Raw genomic sequence first — 16,396 nt, 5'->3', positions numbered from 1 at the left:
CTTACGTCGTGGCGGCGATCGCAGGCGCTGAGGGTGCAAGCTGACCACCTCGACCCGCCCTTCCTGCGTCGACCGGATCTGGACAACCCGCTGGGTGTGGCCGCGGGGCCGGTCCTGCGGCATTTAGCAGACGGATTAGCGGACGAACCAGTCAGCGTGATCTTGACCTCTGCTGACGGAGTGGTGCTCAGCAGAATCGTCCTCAGTCGGTTCTTGTACAAGACGCTCGATGGCGTCCTACTCGTCCCCGGATATAGTTTCGCTGAACAATTCGCGGGTACCAACGGAATCGGTACGGCGCTCGCAACCCACAAACCTGCATTGGTAAGGGGTGCGGAACATTACGCCGAGCGCCTCGACCGGTTCACGTGCGCCGGCTCCCCAATCATCCACCCAATCTCCGGCGCTCTTCTCGGTGCTCTGGACCTGACCGGCCTGCTCGACAACGGCGGGGAACCTCTTCTCACCATGTTGGCCAGATCCGCGACATACGAGATCGAGCGCCGGATACTCGCCATACAATCGTGGGGCGAGGCCGGGATCTCACGCGTCTTCTTACCCCGTTTGCAGGAGGACCATGGCATGGTCGCCGGTGCCCTCGCGACACCACTTGCTGTCGAGGGCCCCGCCCAAAGTGGGGTATTGCTTCCACCTGAAGTGTCAGCCTCCCCCACCCGTCAGCGCAGGATCCAGCAGTATTCCGCATCCCCAGTGCACGTCAACTCCCCCGTGCGCTGGCGTTGCTCAGCAGGACCGCCCCCCGTCGGGCCTCCGACAGAGTCCCGCTCCGCGGAGGCAGCTACGTCAAGCGCCTCGACGGACTGACCTACTTCCGGTCGCCAGCATCTTTGGTCGATGCCTTCCTCTTAGGTTCGACATCGTCCGGATCGATCGCGGACTGCGCTCGACACCTGACAAGCGTGCTCGGATCCGGCGCCGAAGGTCCTTGTCAGAACCTCCGCCAAACCTGTGACACACAGAAATTGAAGGCGAGACCCCTGCCTGTTCCGTGGTGTCTTCAAAAGGGGGTACGGCAGATGTCGGAGCAAGTGGGAGCCGAGTCTGACGCCGGTCGCCGGTGCCCCGCAGGGGGCCGGAAAGAAGTTTCAGAGCGCACGTTTCATAGGGTGGAGCGGTATATGGTCCGATCGAAGTCGGCCAACACTGTGTCGATGAAGAGTTTAGGCACCGTTGGCCACGGTGACCGCAACTGATGATGCACGTGGTCCTCATTGAGCAGGGCGATGAGTCGGCCGATCTGCGGGTTCTCGTCGCACACGATCCGAACCAATCCGAGTTCGGCGCACTTGGCCACCAGGGGAATCACCTCGTCCTTGGCCTGCTCGAGGCGACCTGCCGCAGATAATGCGGCGACATGGCCGAGCTGCGTCCGCAGCAACGCTCTCGGGCGATCCTGTGACAGTAGATTCCGCAATAGTTTCTCGGACCGCCTGCAGGCTTCGGCGGACGCGCCGCACGCGAGTAACACGCGGATCGCGGAGTCCGCTTCCAGCTCAGCGGTGATGGTCGCGATTCCGCCCGCACCGGTTCGCAGCACGCCGGATGAGTCCGGGTCGACATCAGATGGTTGGGGCTTCTTGTCTCGCTCGGCAGTAAAGTCAAGTCCCAACCGGATCCGCTCATTCTTGATCCGCGCGGCCAGCCGCGGAAGTCCAAGGGTGTGGGCGATTCTGGCTCCTTCGTCGAGTCGGCTGGATGCCCCTTGGTGATCGCCGCGGAGGGCCTTGATCCGAGCTCCGGTGCCGTAGGTGACAAGCATGAACTCGACCAGACCACCCTCGGAACCGAGTCGATAGCTCTCATCGAGCAGTTGTTCTGCCTCATCGATATGGCCCTGCTCATACAGCAGATCTCCGAGGACCGCGCCGGCGAGGCGTGTGGCGTACGAACGGCGTCCACTCGATCGTTGTGCCAGTTCGAGGGCCTGGCGAAAGTAGGATTCGGCCGCCTCAATATCGAGTTGCTCTTTGGCAGCTATCCCGGCGAAACAATACCCGTACATGGGGACGAACGGGCCGATGGTTCGCGCATGGAATGGCGCTGCCCAGTCCTGCCACCGACGTGCCGCGTCGAAGTCGAAGTGATAGATCGCCTCGAAGGACGCTAGGTCGGCGGCGACTGACAAGACGAACGGACGCAGTGTGTCCTGCCGTACGAGGCAGTCCGAGACCCGTTGATCCACACCGTCGATCCGGTCTTCGAAGGCGGCAGCGACGCCTCGGATGAGTGAGGACTCGACCAGCATGTCTGAGAGGTTTCCGCCCGTCGCGGGCAGCCTGGCGAGGGATGCATCGGCGGACTCCATCGTCGTCTGTACCACCGCGGGGGCGTGGTGCAGCAGGACGTGCGCCCAGGCCTCGGCGAGCTTGAGACGCGGCCGATAGTTCACCAGCTGTGATGGCACCTTGGCGATCAAGCCCAGCAATGTGGCCATCTGGGAATGCTCGATCAGCCCGGAGGCGTGATCCTCGATAAGATCGACTGCCCGGTCCTCATCACCCGCTGCCAGCGAGTGATCAACTGCTTCGCTCGATTGTCCGTCATCGGCGAACCAGCGCGATGCGCGACGGTGAAGTTCGGTGAGTCGCTGTGGGTGGTCACGCTCCAGACGACGCTGCAGGAAATCGGCGAACAGATGGTGATAGCGGAACCACTTCCGGTCCTCGTCCAGAGCATGTAGGAACAGATCGCGCTCCTCGATCTCTTCGAGCAGTACCTGTCCCCGATCGACCTGGGCGAGCGCCGAGGCGAGGTCACCACATATTCGCTTGCTCACAGACGTAGCCAGCATGAACTCAAGAATGTCCGGCTCAAGGGTATTCAGAACGTTCTCGGCAAGATACTCGGCTACGCCGCGCTGGCGACCCGACAGGTGGCTGATGAATTCGGTGGGGTCGGCTCGACCGCGCAAGGACAGGGACGCCAATTGCAGGGCGGCGATCCACCCGTCGGTGGACTCACACAGATCCGCGACATTCTCCGGTTCGAGCGCCAGACCACCGATGTCGACAAGAAACCGTTTGGATTCGTCGACGTCAAAGCGTAAGGCGACCGAATCAATTTCCACCAGCTCGTCTCGCACGCGCATCCGGCCGAGCGGAAGACCAGCCTGGGTCCTGCTGGTCACGACAATTTGAAGGTGATGGCAGCCGTTGTCGAGCAGAAATCCCATCGCGTCGATCGTCGCGGAGTCCGTCACCCGGGACCAGTCGTCGATGACGACGACCAGTCGCGTCCCGCGGTCATGGATCTCGTTGAGCAAAGATGTGAGTACGTAGCGTTCGGCCTCGTCGCCTTGTTCCTCGAGTGCCGCACCCAACGCGCCTGCCAGGTCGGAACGGACGCGGCGGATTGACTCGACCAAATGCGCCAGGAACCACACCACGTTGTTGTCGTCAGAATCAATGCTCAGCCACGCTACATGCACCCCCTCGTCGGCGAGTGCGTCACGCCATTGAGAAGCCAATGTGCTCTTCCCGAACCCTGCGGGGCCGTGGATCAAGATCAACCGACGCCGGTGGGCGTCGTGTAGCCGCTCGACGAGTCTGTCGCGCTCGACAAGTGCTCGTGTCGGGGTGGGGGGCCGGTACTTGGTCGACGCGCTCGGTGGCCTCCTCATTGGATACCTGTGCGAGCGTGTCGGATACCGTCGTGATCCCTCATCAAGCTGGGTGGCCTCGCCGCCAGATTCCTTTGATGGGCTCCCAGACGATTTCGGGGAGGGCGGTTCTTCGAGCCCCCGTGCGGCCGCGAGCGGAATATGGTCGACATCGAGGCCGTGGCGGCGTTGCAGCTCGCGCAGTTGCTCCCCGAATTCGGCTGCGGAGGTGGGACGGTCGGACGGATCACGTGCCATCGCCTGCTCAACAGCGGCGCACACATCATCGGGGATGCCTTCGCGCGGAATCTTGGGAACCTGTTCGGCGGATATCCGCAGAAACTGGGACACGAGGCGCTCACCCGATCGTCGTTCGAAGGCCACGTGCCCGGTGATCAGGCAAAATAGTGTGGCACCGAGACCGTATATCTCGGAGGCGATGGTCGGGGATTCACCAGCGAGCACTTCTGGTGCGGTGAAGGCGGGAGACCCGGTCACCACACCGGTGCCCGTCTCGAAGCTGGAAGGTACGCGGGCGATGCCAAAATCACTAAGCTGAGGCTCTCCGTACTCCGTGAGTAGGATGTTTGCGGGCTTGACATCGCGGTGCAGTATCCCCACCCGGTGTGCAGTCTCGAGGGCGCCGACCAGCTTGACCCCTACACGAAGTGCCTCATGCCACCCCAGTGGACCGTCCCGACGAATCGACGCATCCAGCGAATCCCGCCGGTGGTAGGGCATGACAATGTATGGGCACCCAGTTGAGGTCACCCCGGTGTGAAGGACGTCGACGATATTGGGATGGCCAGAAAGGCGTCCCATTGCCCGCTGCTCGCGGAGAAACCGAGCACGGCTGTCGCTGTCGAGGTTTGCCGACAGGACCTTGACCGCGACGACGCGGTCAAGCGCACGCTCAAGACACCTGTACACGACCCCGAACCCCCCTTGGCCGATCTTTCGGGCGTCTCCGTAGCCCTCCGATTCGAGTCCGGCCACAACAGGAGCGCTCAGGTGGCGCGCATCTACACCCGGTTCAGAGTCGGTCACGAGCGACTCCCCTGCGCGTTGCGATACAGCTAACATCGTCCCACGACCATTATGCCTGCCGGATGTTGGGTTGCTCCCAGCGTCGATGACCTGTCCATCGCCGGCGGGGTGCCGTCGCCAACACTCGGCACCGATCCGGCGGTCGGCAACCTGGTGTCCTGTCTGCTCCGTTTGCGTCGGGGACTTGGTTTCCTAATCGCGCAGTTGTACTGCGTCTCGTCGATCGCCATGTTCGTCGATCGCCATGTTCACTGTCGGCATCCGCATCCGATGGCCCACGGGCAACGTTGCTCGTCCCGTCCGCATTAGCCGTCGCTGAGTCGGGCCGCGGCGCATGCCGCGCGTTGTGCGCGTCCTAGGGCGTGTCTCCCAATGATTTGGGGTGTTGTGCTGCAGACTCTTCGCTGTGGCAGACGTTGTTAATCGGTTTGAGGTGTTGACGGACAAGCAGTGGGAGTTGCTTGCGCTGCTGTTGCCCAGTTCGGATGGGCTGCGGGGGCGGAAGTTCCAGAACAGCCGGCTCGTGGTGGAGGGGATGCTCTACCGGCTGCGTACCGGGCTCCCGTGGCGGGATCTACCTGCGCATTTCGGCCCCTGGAAGACGGTGTGGAAACGGCACCGACGCTACGCCGGGGATGGAACGTGGGATCGGGTACTCATAGCCCTGGCGGCGATGGCCGATGCCGGTGGCGATCTGGATTGGGCGGTGTCGGTGGATTCCACCGTGGTGCGGGTGCACCAGCACGGCGCCAACGCCGCGCGTGACACAGGGGGATCTACCGAATTACACGAATCTGCTTGACGAACCGGTCGATCACGGCATCGGCCGGTCCCGCGGCGGGCTGACCTGCAAAGTCCACCTGGCGTGCGATGGCGACGGACGTCCCTTGTCGGTGCTGGTGGGTCCTGGCCAGGCAGGCGACAGCCCGATGTTCGGCCCGCTCCTGGAGGGCATCTGCGTGCCGCGCATCGGTGGCGGCGCACCCCGCACGCGCCCGGACGAGGTCCGTGCCGACAAGGCGTACACATCCAAGGCCAATCGAGAACTGCTACGCAGCAAGGGCATCAAGGCGGTCATTCCCGAGAAGTCCGATCAGGTGGCCAACCGCAAGAACAAGGGCAGCGCGGGCGGTCGGCCACCGAACTTCGATGCCGAGTCGTACAAGGGCCGCAACGTGATGGAAAGGGCCTTCAACAAGGCAAAACAGTGGCGAGCGGTGGCAACCCGGTATGACAAGCTTGCGCTGACTTACCGGGCTGGATTCCTTCTCGCCGGCATCGTCGAATGGCTCAAACTATTGGGAGACATGCCCTAGCCCCTACTTGCCGCGGATGGCGTCGAAGACTTTGGGGTCGACGAGGGTGAAGGTGTCGCCGATCTCGCGGCCTTCGGCGATGTCCTTGAGCAGGCGTCGCATGATCTTGCCGGAGCGGGTCTTGGGTAGTTCCGCACGACGGTGATCTGCCGCGGCTTCGCGATGGGCTGATTTCCCGCGCGACTTCGGCCTTGAGTTCGGCGATGAGGGTGTCGCCGGTGTTCTCGACGCCTTCGCGGAGGATGACGAACGCGACGATGCCCTGGCCGGTGGTCTCGTCGGCGGCGCCGACGACGTGGCCTCGGCGACACCGTGGTGGCCGACGAGGGCGGATTCGACCTCGGAGGTGGAGATGCGGTGGCCGGAGACATTCATGACGTCGTCGACGCGGCCGAGGACCCACAGGGCGCCGTCCTCGTCGTACTTAGAGCGTGTCTCATGTGGATGAAGTGACTTGTGGTGCATTATGTGACTCGTGGTAGATGAGTTGTCTCTGCGGTTGGTGCCGGATGCGTTGTGGGAGATCGTCGAACCGTTGATTCCGCGCTTCGTCTCTCGCCCGCAGGGAGGTGGCAGCGCCCCGGTGGATGACCGGGCGGTGTTCACCGCGATCGTGTACGTGCTGACCAGTGGATGTGCGTGGCGCCATCTTCCGCCGTCGTTCGGGGTCACCGTTCCCACCGCGCACCGCCGGTTCACTACGTGGGTGGCGGCGGGGGTTTTCGAGAGACTGCATGGTGAGGTGCTCGACCGACTCGGTGGGGCCGGCGAACTGGACTGGTCGGCAGCGATCCTGGATGCGGCGAGCGTCCGGGCGAAAAGGGGGGCTCGCTGACCGGGCCGAGCCCGGTCGATCGGGGCAAGAAGGGCTCAAAGATTCACGTCCTATCCGACTCGAACGGGATCCCGCTGGTGGTCGATGTTGCCGGAGCGAACACCCACGACAGCACCCTGCTGCAACCGATGGTCAGCGCGATTCCGGCGGTGAAATCCAGGCGTGGTCCGCGCCGCCGCAAACCCGGCAAACTGCGGGCCGACAAGGGCTATGACTACGACAAGCACCGTCGGTGGCTGCGCCAGCAGGACATCGTTCCGCGCATCGCCCGACGTGGCATCGATAAGAATGACCGGCTCGGCAGGTATCGGTGGAAGGTCGAACGCACTATCGCCTGGTTCACCGGTTACCGACGCCTGACCATCCGCTACGAACGCCACGGGGAGCACTTCGCCGGATTCCTCCACCTCGCCGCCGCACTCACCTGCTTCAAGAAGCTCTCCATATGAGACACGCTCTTAGTGGTCGCGCTCGTAAGTTCGTCGGGGGTCAGGCCGCGCGGGGCTGGGCGGAGGTGTGCTCGGTAATGCGGTGGGCAGGTTTGTGGTCGTCGAGCCTGGTCAGGACGTCGGACAGGTCGGTCGTGGTGAACTTCCATTTGAACGGCTGAGCGGCCTGGTTGTAGCGGGTCTCGAAAGCGGACAGGCGGGCAGCACCCGGTTGCGTCCATAAAGATGGTGTACCGACCGGATTCGGATCTGACCGGCGTGTCGTAGCCCAATGAAGGCGGCCATCGCGTGACTCTTCGAGAGACCGACCAAAGTCACTCGATGAAGGACCACGCGATGACCACTGCCCACGATATCGATCTGCACCAGTTCCTGACCGACCGCCTCACCGACGCCAGCCCCGACCTGCTGCGCAGCCTGCTGTCCACGTTCATCGACGCGCTCATGGGCGCCGAGGCCGACAGCCTGTGCGGTGCCGGTTTCGGTGAACGCTCCGACGACCGCATCAACAGCCGGAATGGCTATCGGCACCGCGACTTCGACACCCGTGCCGGCACACTCGACGTCGCGATCCCCAAGCTGCGCTCCGGTTCGTATTTCCCGGACAGTGAGAATGACGGGTGCGAGTTGGTTGTCCGCGTCTGACCCATTCCCTGACTGACCATTGGTGTCTTCAACCAGATCCGTCGGCGAGGACCACCAACTCGCACCTGCACGCAACCGGAGGGGCATCGTGACCTTATAGGAGCCTGTGCCGAAGGCCCCATCACTGTCTTGTCCGCCTGTCCAGCCGGTGCGTGCCGCCCACGTTCAACGCGAGGAAAGGACGGCACGTTCAGGATGGCGAAACAAGTGCGAAAGGTCTACGGCGGTGTTGACACTCACGGACGGACGCACCACGCGGCCGCTATCGATGGCACCGGCAGGGTGTTGGGCGACCGCGAGTTTCCCGCGACCCCGGTTGGCTACCGCAAGTTGATTTCATGGTTCGGGCAGCTCGGTGATGTGGCCAAGGTCGGCATCGAGGGAACCGGGTCCTACGGCGCGGGTCTGGCCCGCGCGATGGCCGAGGCGAACATGCAGATTGTGGAGGTAGATCGGCCCGACCGCCGTGCGCGTCGCCGCATGGGCAAGTCCGACCCGCTCGATGCGTTGGCCGCCGCCCGGGCCGCACTGTCTGGCGAGGCCGCCGGAACTCCGAAGACCCGATCCGGTCCGGTCGAAGCCATCCGTGCGCTGCGGGTGGCGCGCAGGGGCGCGATCAAGGCGCGAACTGCGGCATTCAACCAGCTTCACGGGGTGATCGTCAGCGCGCCGGCGGGGTTGCGTGCTGCACTGGCAGAGCTACGCGGACAGCAACTGGTCGATCGCTGTGCGGCGTTCCGCATCGACGACGACCGGATCGACGATCCGACAACCGCCACCAAAGCGGCACTGCGCGCAATCGCTCGCCGGATCATCGCGTTGCAGGACGAGATCCAAGCAGCAGACCGCCGCCTTGCCCCGCTGACCACAGCGGTCGCACCCCGAACAGCGGCGATATTCGGGGTCGGTGCCGAGGTGGCCGGGCAGATGCTGGTCACCGCGGGAGACAATCCCGAACGGCTTCGCAGCGAGGCCGCGTTCGCGCATCTGTGTGCCGCGGCACCGATTCCGGCGAGTTCCGGACGGACCGATAGACACCGACTCAACCGCGGCGGAGACCGCGCCGCCAACACCGCGCTCTACATGGTCGTCGTGACACGGATGCGCCGCCATCAACCCACCCGCGCCTACGTGGCGCGCCGAACCGCCCAGGGGTTGAGCAAAAGCGACATCATGCGTTGCTTGAAGCGGTTCGTCGTCCGCGAAATCTACCACGCCATCCGCGCAGATTTCGAGGCCGCGCACGCCACTTGACGAACATAGGAGCATCTGGTTGCTCCAGCGCCGCAAACGCGCCGAGAAGGCACTGACCTCGGTGGTTGCCACCTGTTACCTGCTCGGCGTCTCCACTCGCCGGATGGAGAAGCTCGTCGATTCCCTCGGCATCACCAGCCTGTCCAAGTCGCAGGTGTCCGTGATGGCTAAGGACCTCGACGCCCAGGTCGAGGCGTTCCGCAGCCGACCTTTGGATGCCGGACCGTACACGTTCGTCGCCGCCGACGCCCTGGTCCTGAAGGTCCGCGAGAACGGTCGGGTGGTGAACGTGCACGCCCTGGTGGCGGTCGGGGTAAACGCCGAGGGCTACCGCGAGATCTCGGGAATCGAGGTGACCTCCGCCGAGGACGGTGCCGGTTGGTTGGCGTTCTTCCGGTCGCTGGTCGCCCGCGGGCTGTCCGGAGTGCGGTTGGTGACGTCCGACGCGCACGCCGGCCTCGTGTCGGCGATCGGCGCGACCCTGCCCGGGGCCGCTTGGCAACGCTGCCGAACGCACTATTCGACCAATCTCATGTCCCAGACACCGAAGAATTCGTGGCCCTGGGTGCGTGCGCTCCTGCACTCCGTTTACGACCAGCCGGACGCCGATTCCGTTCATGCTCAATATGATCGAGTGATCGACGCCTTGTCGGAGAAGCTTCCGAAGGTCGCCGACCATCTCGACGCGGCTCGCCCGGATCTGCTCGCGTTCACCGGCTTCCCGAAGCAGATCTGGCGTCAGATCTGGTCGAACAATCCCCAGGAACGGCTCAACAAGGAGATCCGGCGCAGAACCGACGTGGTCGGGATCTTCCCCGATCGCACCGCCCTGATTCGGCTTGTCGGCGCGGTACTCGCCGAGCAGCATGACGAGTGGATCGAAGGCCGCCGCTATCTCGGGCTCGACGTGCTGGCCCGCTCCCGCGGTGTCCACCCCGACGGCACCGCCACCGAATCCACTCAGGAGGTGACTCAAGGGGCACTGACCGCATAACCACCCGACGAAGACTCACGCGACGATGTCGTACACCACCTCACGGGACTTGACCCAGCACCCTCGTCAGTGCCGGTGAAGTTGTTCAGTGAGAACACTTTTCGTTGGACAACGGAGAAGAAAATCTCGATCTGGTTCAACCAGGACGCGTGGACGGGTGTGTGCACCATTACGGCGTTGGGGAACTGTTCGGCGAGGCGATCGATTGCGGCTTGTCCACGGTGAGACGAGCCGTTGTCCACAATCGAAGAACACCCGGTCAGCGGAGGCGTAGGGCTCCTGGGTCATGACCGGCTCGACGAGACGGGCGAACGGAATGATGCCGGTGGTGTCCTCGCAACGACCGAATATGTGGGCGCGGTGCACATAGTAGGCGGCCAGGTAGGCGACCGCACCGCGCCGGTAATAGGCGTGGTTGACCCGCACCGCTCGGGACTTGCCGGGCGGGAGTGGGGGTGACACCGGCAGCGGGCCTGGATCGAGGTCTTCTCATCGGCGGAGATCACGTAGTCGTTGCCGCCCCGTCCCAAGTGCGGGCGTACAGGTCGAGCACCCGCGCGGCTTTGGCGACGAAGCCGGGGTCGGTGATGAAGATCCACGACCGGAACTGCCAGGGTTTGAGGGCGTCCTCCGACAGCCACCTGCGCATCGTGGCCGGCGATCTGGGTCGGGCGGAGCGGACTGCGCACGGTTGGTCCATGTCCCTGTGACATGGCGCCCGTGCTGGCGGCCATTAGGGTGTCACCTCCACGAGATCGAACCGGGAATGCAGTTCTGCCCAGGTAGCAGCGTGTCGGCCATTGCAGTATCCGTTGCCCCCGCCGGGCAGCCAGGTGCGCATCAGATCGTCGCGCACGGCGGGTCGGTCGGCGGGTTCGCGCGTGTTACTCAAGGCGGCGACGAGCCAGACACGCGCGGCGGCGGCAATCGTATATGCCGGCGTTGAGCTTGCACTGTGCCCGTTCGAGATAGTCATGACGGTCGGCCTTTCCACATTCCGGCTCGCTGTTCCACGGTGGGAGTCAGGGACGAACTTCGAGGACCTGCGGCGCCTTGGCGGCTATGGGGCCACGGCGGGGGGCGGGTACGGGGCAGGCGTCGACCGCCTCCGCGACCACCTGCGGCTCGGCGGACGGGGCGGGCCGCCAGCCCTGCTCCCACCGCTCACCGACGATGACGTCTTCGGCTGCGAGGCTGGTGTTCTCCTCGGGTGTGAAGGCGCGGGCCCGGCTGAGGAACCGCATCCCTTCCGGGCTTTCGACGCTGAAGCCCGACCCACGACCCGGCACGACGTCGAGTACGAGCTGCGTATGCTTCCACGCCTCGAACTGCGAGCCGGAAATCCACACCGGAACCGCGTCGACGCCCTCGGGGCGCGTCGGCAACGTCTCACCGACGCCGAGACGGAGGTCCAGGACGCCGAGCAGCACGTCCCGGTCCCCCACGATGAATTCGCCGTCCGGGTAACACATCGGCGCGGAGCCGTCACAACATCCACCCGACTGATGCATCATCAGCGCGCCGTGGATACCGCCGAGGCGGCGGAGAAGCTCCACCGCCCCGGCGGTTGCCTTCAGGCGCGCGGGCGCCCGAACCGCGTCCATCAGAAGAAGCCCTGAGCCTTTGCGGCGTAGCTGACCAGCAGGTTCTTGGTCTGCTGGTAGTGCTCGAGCATCATCAGGTGGTTCTCACGGCCGATGCCGGATTGCTTGTAGCCACCGAATGCGGCGTGCGCCGGGTACTGGTGGTACGTGTTGGTCCACACCCGGCCGGCCTGGATGTCACGGCCCGCGCGGTAGGCGACCCCGCCGTCACGCGACCACACACCGGCTCCCAGGCCGTACAGGGTGTCGTTGGCGATCTCGATGGCCTGCTCGTAATCCTTGAACGAGGTGACCGACACGACGGGCCCGAAGATCTCCTCCTGGAAGATCCGCATCTTGTTCTGGCCGGTGAAGATGGTCGGCTGAACGTAGTATCCGCCCGACAGATCGCCGCCGAGCTCCGCGCGCTCGCCACCGGTGATGACCTTGGCGCCCTCACCCTTGCCGATCTCGATGTAGGACAGGATCTTCTCGAGCTGATCATTGGACGCCTGCGCGCCGATCATCGTGTCGGTGTCGAGCGGGTCACCCTGACGCACGGCCTTGGTGCGAATGGCGGCCATCGCCAGGAACTCGTCGAAGATGTCTTCCTGGATCAGCGAGCGCGACGGGCAGGTGCACACCTCGCCCTGGTTGAGGGCGAACATCGTGAATCCCTCGAGTGCCTTGTCCTGGTAATCGTCGTTGGAGGACATGACATCCGAGAAGAAAATGTTGGGGCTCTTGCCACCCAGCTCGAGAGTGACCGGAATCAGGTTCTGCGAGGCGTACTGCATGATGAGCCGGCCCGTGGTGGTCTCGCCCGTGAACGCGATCTTCCTGATCCGGGGGCTCGACGCCAACGGCTTGCCCGCTTCGACACCGAAGCCGTTGACGATGTTCACCACACCGGCGGGCAGAAGGTCACCGATGATGGAGATCAGGTGCAGGATCGACGCCGGAGTCTGCTCGGCAGGCTTGAGCACTACCGCGTTTCCGGCGGCCAGTGCCGGCGCCAGCTTCCACACGGCCATCAGGATGGGGAAGTTCCAGGGAATGATCTGGCCGACCACGCCGAGCGGCTCGTGGAAGTGGTAGGCGACGGTGTCGTTGTCGATCTCCGACAGGGCCCCCTCCTGCGCTCGAATGGCCCCTGCGAAGTAGCGGAAGTGATCCACGGCCAACGGAATGTCCGCGTTCAGGGTCTCGCGGATCGGCTTGCCGTTGTCCCAGGACTCGGCGAGCGCGATGGATTCGAGGTTCTCCTCGATACGGTCGGCGATCTTGTTCAGGATGATCGCGCGCTCGGCCACGGACGTCTTGCCCCAAGCCGGTGCCGCGGCATGCGCGGCGTCGAGCGCGAGCTCGATGTCCTCGGACGTCGACCGGGCGACCTCACAGAACGGCTGACCGGTGACGGGTGTCGGATTCTCGAAGTACTGGCCCTTGACGGGCGCAACCCACTGGCCGCCGATCCAGTTGTCGTAGCGCGATTGGAAGGACATGACGGCGTCCGGCGAACCCGGGCGGGCATACACAGTCATCGGAAAGCTCCTGTTGAATTTCAGCGTTTCAGTTGTGACCCAGAACACTAAGGAGTGCACCGTTGCAACTACGTTGCACGTTGCAACGGCGCTGGCGGGTCGACGGATGGGATGCAAAGGGCGTCACATCTGCGATATGTCGTTGCTCACCAAGCTCATTTCGGTGGAGTTTGAGATTGTGGGCTTGCTTTGAAACGAAGGCGATGCTCGCTCATCGTATCCCTTGTCGTTTGTGAGCTAGTCGGGGTAGTTACTCGGTGCGGACGGGTCTCCGCAGAGACCGAATCGTGTGTAATCATCTAGCATTCGGCGTATTCGAAGGAGCGTCTCCCGAATCTCGTTGGTCACCAGTGGTCCGATATCGGACTCTTCCGCCAAGAACGAACGCCGCCATGTGCCCCACCATGTTCCAAGGCCACGACCGGGTTCCCGCACCGTGACCCGCCAGTCGGTATCCCAGCGTGTTTGAAACGAATTCGAGAACCTGATGACGATCTCTGCCTCGGGGTAGGTAAGATAGAGTGTGCTTGCTGTTGAGGTGATCTCCTGCACCCCAGGGAGACTCGTTAGATCGATGAGCGATCCAAGCGTCAGGGTTCTGCAGGGCGCGACCCGCGTCGTTTCGCATTGTTCCATGTTTGGTTCTCCCTGGAAGGCTTAGTGATTCAGGTATCAATCGTCGGGCCACACAAGGACGCGTACGATCTTGGTGAGAAATCGTCGGCCCTCAGCGACGAACACTACGGTCCCTGGATTCTCTCGCCATTGAGACCAGCGTCACACAGTCGCTGCGGTCTGACTACCTCCGATCGGAGGTCATGCCCAGCGGATGGTATGTGGATACCAGGTCCTGACATCTGGGCAGAATCGTGTTCAGTTGATCCACTCCGGTGGTGCCGTCGGGGAAATTCTGCACCAACCTGAAACTGGTCCGGGCTGATTTGGAGCGCTCCGACGAGCGTGCACAGTGCCTTCTTGCAGTTCGGCCACGAGGGCGGCAACGCCGCAGGTGAGCACGCCTACACGCTGACCGTGACCGACATCGCCACCGGCTGGACCGAGAACCGCTCCGTGCGCAACAAGGCCCGCAAATGGGTGATCGCCGCCCTGGACGAGATCGCGAAGATCATGCCGTTCCCGATCCTGGGCGTGGACAGTCCTGGGCAGTGAGTTCATCAATCATCACCTGTTGGCGTGGTGCGAAAGATGCAAGATCACCTTCACCCGGTCGCGGCCCGGCAACTCCAACGACGGCTGCCACGTGGAGCAGAAGAACTGGGCGAATCGCGACCGGGGCGCGGTGCTTCAAATTCGGAAATGCCTGCAGTGCAGCGACGATCCACAGCCGCAGTCATGGTGTCGTAGGCGGTGTCGTAGGCGAGCTGCAACCCCGGAATCTCGAACCTCTGCCGACGCAGCCAGGTGTCGTGTACCTTCGTCCACGCCTTGCCCTCGTAGTAGACGATCCCTGACGCAGAAGTAGTTTCTATACACGATGCCGTGCCGACATCAGATCGCGGCGCACTCCTCCCGCCCCCGCAGCAGATCTCTCGCGGCCTCCTGCTCGACATCGGGGATCGTTACCGCCACGATCTGACCCAGATGCAGCAGCCGTGCCAAATTGCCGTGCGTCTCGCTTATCGGTCTTGACTCGGTCACCGGCGGGACGTTGCAGTTTTGATGGTGCCGCGACCAGGCACTCGATCCCCGAGGCCAGCAGGAACCGCGCCAACCCGAACCCGGTCGGCCCGGCCTCGTAGGTCACCGCCGCCGGGTCCGGCAAGGTACGTATCCATCCGAAAATTCCGTGGCGATCCGGCGGCAACCGCCGCTCGAACAGCTCGCCGGTATCCCCGTCGAGTCCACACGCGACCACCGACCGCGCGTGCACATCCACCCCAACACTGATCCGAAAATGGGGTGAGATACGTGCGGTCGGAACACGCGCTCCGCTGTGCATCCGGGCCAACAGGAAACCGTGATGGTCATCGAAGTGTCCGTTGAGCGCCTCCTCGAGGCGGCCGAGCTTGGTGCGCATCCGGGACCGCGCCTTCTGTGCCAGGACCTTCGGGTCGTGTTGTCCCGCGATCAGGGCGTCCATCATTTCCCGCCCGGACACTCCGAAGATGTCGGAGGCAACGACCGAGAGCTTGATGCAGGCGTCCTCGAGGAGCTTTTCCACCCGATTCTTCTCCGCCGTGCGGGCAGCGATCAGGGCGCTGCGGCAGCGGGTCAGATCCCGCAACTGCCGTATCGGGCGCGGGGGCACGAAACTCGCCCGCAGCATCTGCCGTTCGGCGACCTTGCACAGCCAGACCGCATCGCGCACATCGGTCTTCGGCCGACCCGGTAGGTGTTTGACGTCGCGGGCGTTGACCATCCAGGGGTCGAGCCCGTGCGCCTCCAGCAGGTAGAACACCGGTTTCCAGTAATCGGACGTCGCTTCCATCACCACTCGTTCGATCCCGAGGTCGATCAGGTAGTTGGCCAGCTCAGTCAGTGCCCGGCTCATCGTGGCGTGGGTGGTGACCTCTTGTAGTCGCCGAGTCGATGCGCCGCTGCCCGGGACGCGGACACAGCACACCAGCTCCGCCTTGCCGATGTCGAGTGCCGCGACCCTGGCGATGATCTGTTCCTCGTCGCGAGGTTCGGTCAGCATCTTCTGCCCCTGTTCTGCGCGCATACCGATCTGTCATAGGTGATCGCCCGTGGGGTCACAGGAGGGAAAGGAAGAGAATCTGATCCTCGTGCTCGGTCCTCGGATGGCAACACTGAAGGGCCCACGGCGTGATCCCCGCGCCCCGCTCGTACACAGCCTCGAGGAACTAAAGTATTGCGGCGTCGACAGGCGACCACCAAATCATTTTCATTCCTGAACGGGCGTCCCGCCAGGGACACCCGCGCTCGTATGCTGATTCATTGCTGGGCCTCCCACATCTGTGGCTCTACCGGCCAGGACCGCTTCCTGTCGGCAACCCACGATCACATGTGGCGCGAGGCCCCAGCCATCACCTCCATACCAACTTGTTGAATTGCTGCAGGGGATCGCGGTCTGCAGCCATGATCTCCTAGGCACCGACCGGGGTCGCTCGCTTCATACCTGTCACCCT

9 protein-coding genes and 6 pseudogenes are annotated in these 16,396 nt (G+C 63.7%); 6 read left to right on the top strand and 9 right to left on the bottom strand.

Annotated elements, in window-relative coordinates:
• Positions 1 to 1,120 precede the first annotated feature (1,120 nt).
• On the bottom strand, positions 1,121 to 4,702 hold the full coding sequence (locus GFS60_RS35890) for a serine/threonine-protein kinase (RefSeq protein ID WP_159929281.1): 3,582 nt from the start codon (positions 4,700 to 4,702) through the stop codon (positions 1,121 to 1,123).
• Between the two features lie 370 nt (positions 4,703 to 5,072).
• Here GFS60_RS35890 and GFS60_RS35885 point away from each other — a divergent pair.
• Positions 5,073 to 5,982, top strand: a protein-coding gene (locus tag GFS60_RS35885; RefSeq protein WP_442972229.1) for an IS5 family transposase whose coding sequence is annotated in 2 segments (ribosomal slippage) — positions 5,073 to 5,423 and positions 5,425 to 5,982 — 909 coding nt in all. Because the reading frame shifts where the segments join, the coding sequence is not laid out codon by codon here.
• 3 nt (positions 5,983 to 5,985) lie between these two features.
• Here the strand turns inward: GFS60_RS35885 and GFS60_RS35880 are convergent.
• Positions 5,986 to 6,411 (bottom strand): annotated as a pseudogene (locus tag GFS60_RS35880) (AMP-binding enzyme); the annotation flags it as partial.
• A gap of 46 nt (positions 6,412 to 6,457) precedes the next feature.
• Here GFS60_RS35880 and GFS60_RS35875 point away from each other — a divergent pair.
• From GFS60_RS35875 to GFS60_RS35860, 4 genes and pseudogenes are all read left to right on the top strand, one after another.
• Positions 6,458 to 7,266 (top strand): IS5 family transposase gene (locus GFS60_RS35875; RefSeq protein ID WP_201453711.1). Its coding sequence is split into 2 segments (ribosomal slippage): positions 6,458 to 6,800 and positions 6,800 to 7,266, totalling 810 coding nucleotides; the frame shifts between segments, so codons are not numbered across the junction.
• A 336-nt stretch (positions 7,267 to 7,602) separates the two neighbouring features.
• Positions 7,603 to 7,872: pseudogene (locus GFS60_RS35870) on the top strand (transposase); the annotation flags it as partial.
• Positions 7,873 to 8,106: 234 nt separating this feature from the next.
• A complete protein-coding gene (locus GFS60_RS35865) occupies positions 8,107 to 9,165 on the top strand; it encodes an IS110 family transposase (protein ID WP_159929279.1) in 1,059 nt (352 codons plus the stop codon).
• Between the two features lie 16 nt (positions 9,166 to 9,181).
• Positions 9,182 to 10,159 (top strand): annotated as a pseudogene (locus GFS60_RS35860) (IS256 family transposase); the annotation flags it as partial.
• Here GFS60_RS35860 and GFS60_RS40235 read toward each other — a convergent pair.
• The 5 genes from GFS60_RS40235 to adh form a co-directional block, all read right to left on the bottom strand.
• The gene (locus GFS60_RS40235) at positions 10,138 to 10,401 is read right to left on the bottom strand and encodes a transposase (protein WP_328799858.1); all 264 of its coding nucleotides are present in this window, start codon (positions 10,399 to 10,401) and stop codon (positions 10,138 to 10,140) included. The pseudogene GFS60_RS35860 and the gene GFS60_RS40235 overlap by 22 nt on opposite strands.
• Before the next feature lie 260 nt (positions 10,402 to 10,661).
• The gene (locus GFS60_RS40230; RefSeq protein WP_328799857.1) at positions 10,662 to 10,808 is read right to left on the bottom strand and encodes a hypothetical protein; all 147 of its coding nucleotides are present in this window, start codon (positions 10,806 to 10,808) and stop codon (positions 10,662 to 10,664) included.
• An 84-nt stretch (positions 10,809 to 10,892) separates the two neighbouring features.
• Positions 10,893 to 11,135, bottom strand: a complete 243-nt coding sequence (locus tag GFS60_RS35850) for a hypothetical protein (RefSeq protein ID WP_159929277.1) — start codon at positions 11,133 to 11,135, stop codon at positions 10,893 to 10,895.
• Between the two features lie 46 nt (positions 11,136 to 11,181).
• Complete coding sequence (locus GFS60_RS35845) at positions 11,182 to 11,763, bottom strand: DUF779 domain-containing protein (RefSeq protein ID WP_159929275.1); 582 nt, start codon at positions 11,761 to 11,763, stop codon at positions 11,182 to 11,184.
• Positions 11,763 to 13,286, bottom strand: coding sequence for an aldehyde dehydrogenase (adh, locus tag GFS60_RS35840; RefSeq protein ID WP_159925569.1), 1,524 nt, complete (start codon positions 13,284 to 13,286; stop codon positions 11,763 to 11,765). Before adh ends, GFS60_RS35845 begins: the two co-directional genes overlap by 1 nt.
• Before the next feature lie 987 nt (positions 13,287 to 14,273).
• On the opposite strand from adh, the pseudogene GFS60_RS35835 reads away from it, so the two are divergent.
• Positions 14,274 to 14,568, top strand: a pseudogene (locus tag GFS60_RS35835) (integrase catalytic domain-containing protein); the annotation flags it as partial.
• A 49-nt stretch (positions 14,569 to 14,617) separates the two neighbouring features.
• On the opposite strand, the pseudogene GFS60_RS40565 reads toward GFS60_RS35835, so the two are convergent.
• Positions 14,618 to 15,246, bottom strand: a pseudogene (locus tag GFS60_RS40565) (IS110 family transposase); the annotation flags it as partial.
• Positions 15,244 to 15,945: pseudogene (locus tag GFS60_RS40560) on the bottom strand (IS110 family transposase); the annotation flags it as partial. The pseudogenes GFS60_RS40565 and GFS60_RS40560, both read right to left, overlap by 3 nt.
• Between the last annotated feature and the right edge of the window lie 451 nt (positions 15,946 to 16,396).

Source organism: Rhodococcus sp. WAY2 (assembly GCF_009859915.1).
In the GTDB taxonomy this organism is placed as follows: Bacteria; Actinomycetota; Actinomycetes; order Mycobacteriales; family Mycobacteriaceae; genus Rhodococcus_F; species Rhodococcus_F oxybenzonivorans.
This window is presented reverse-complemented; position numbering and strand designations above follow the sequence as displayed.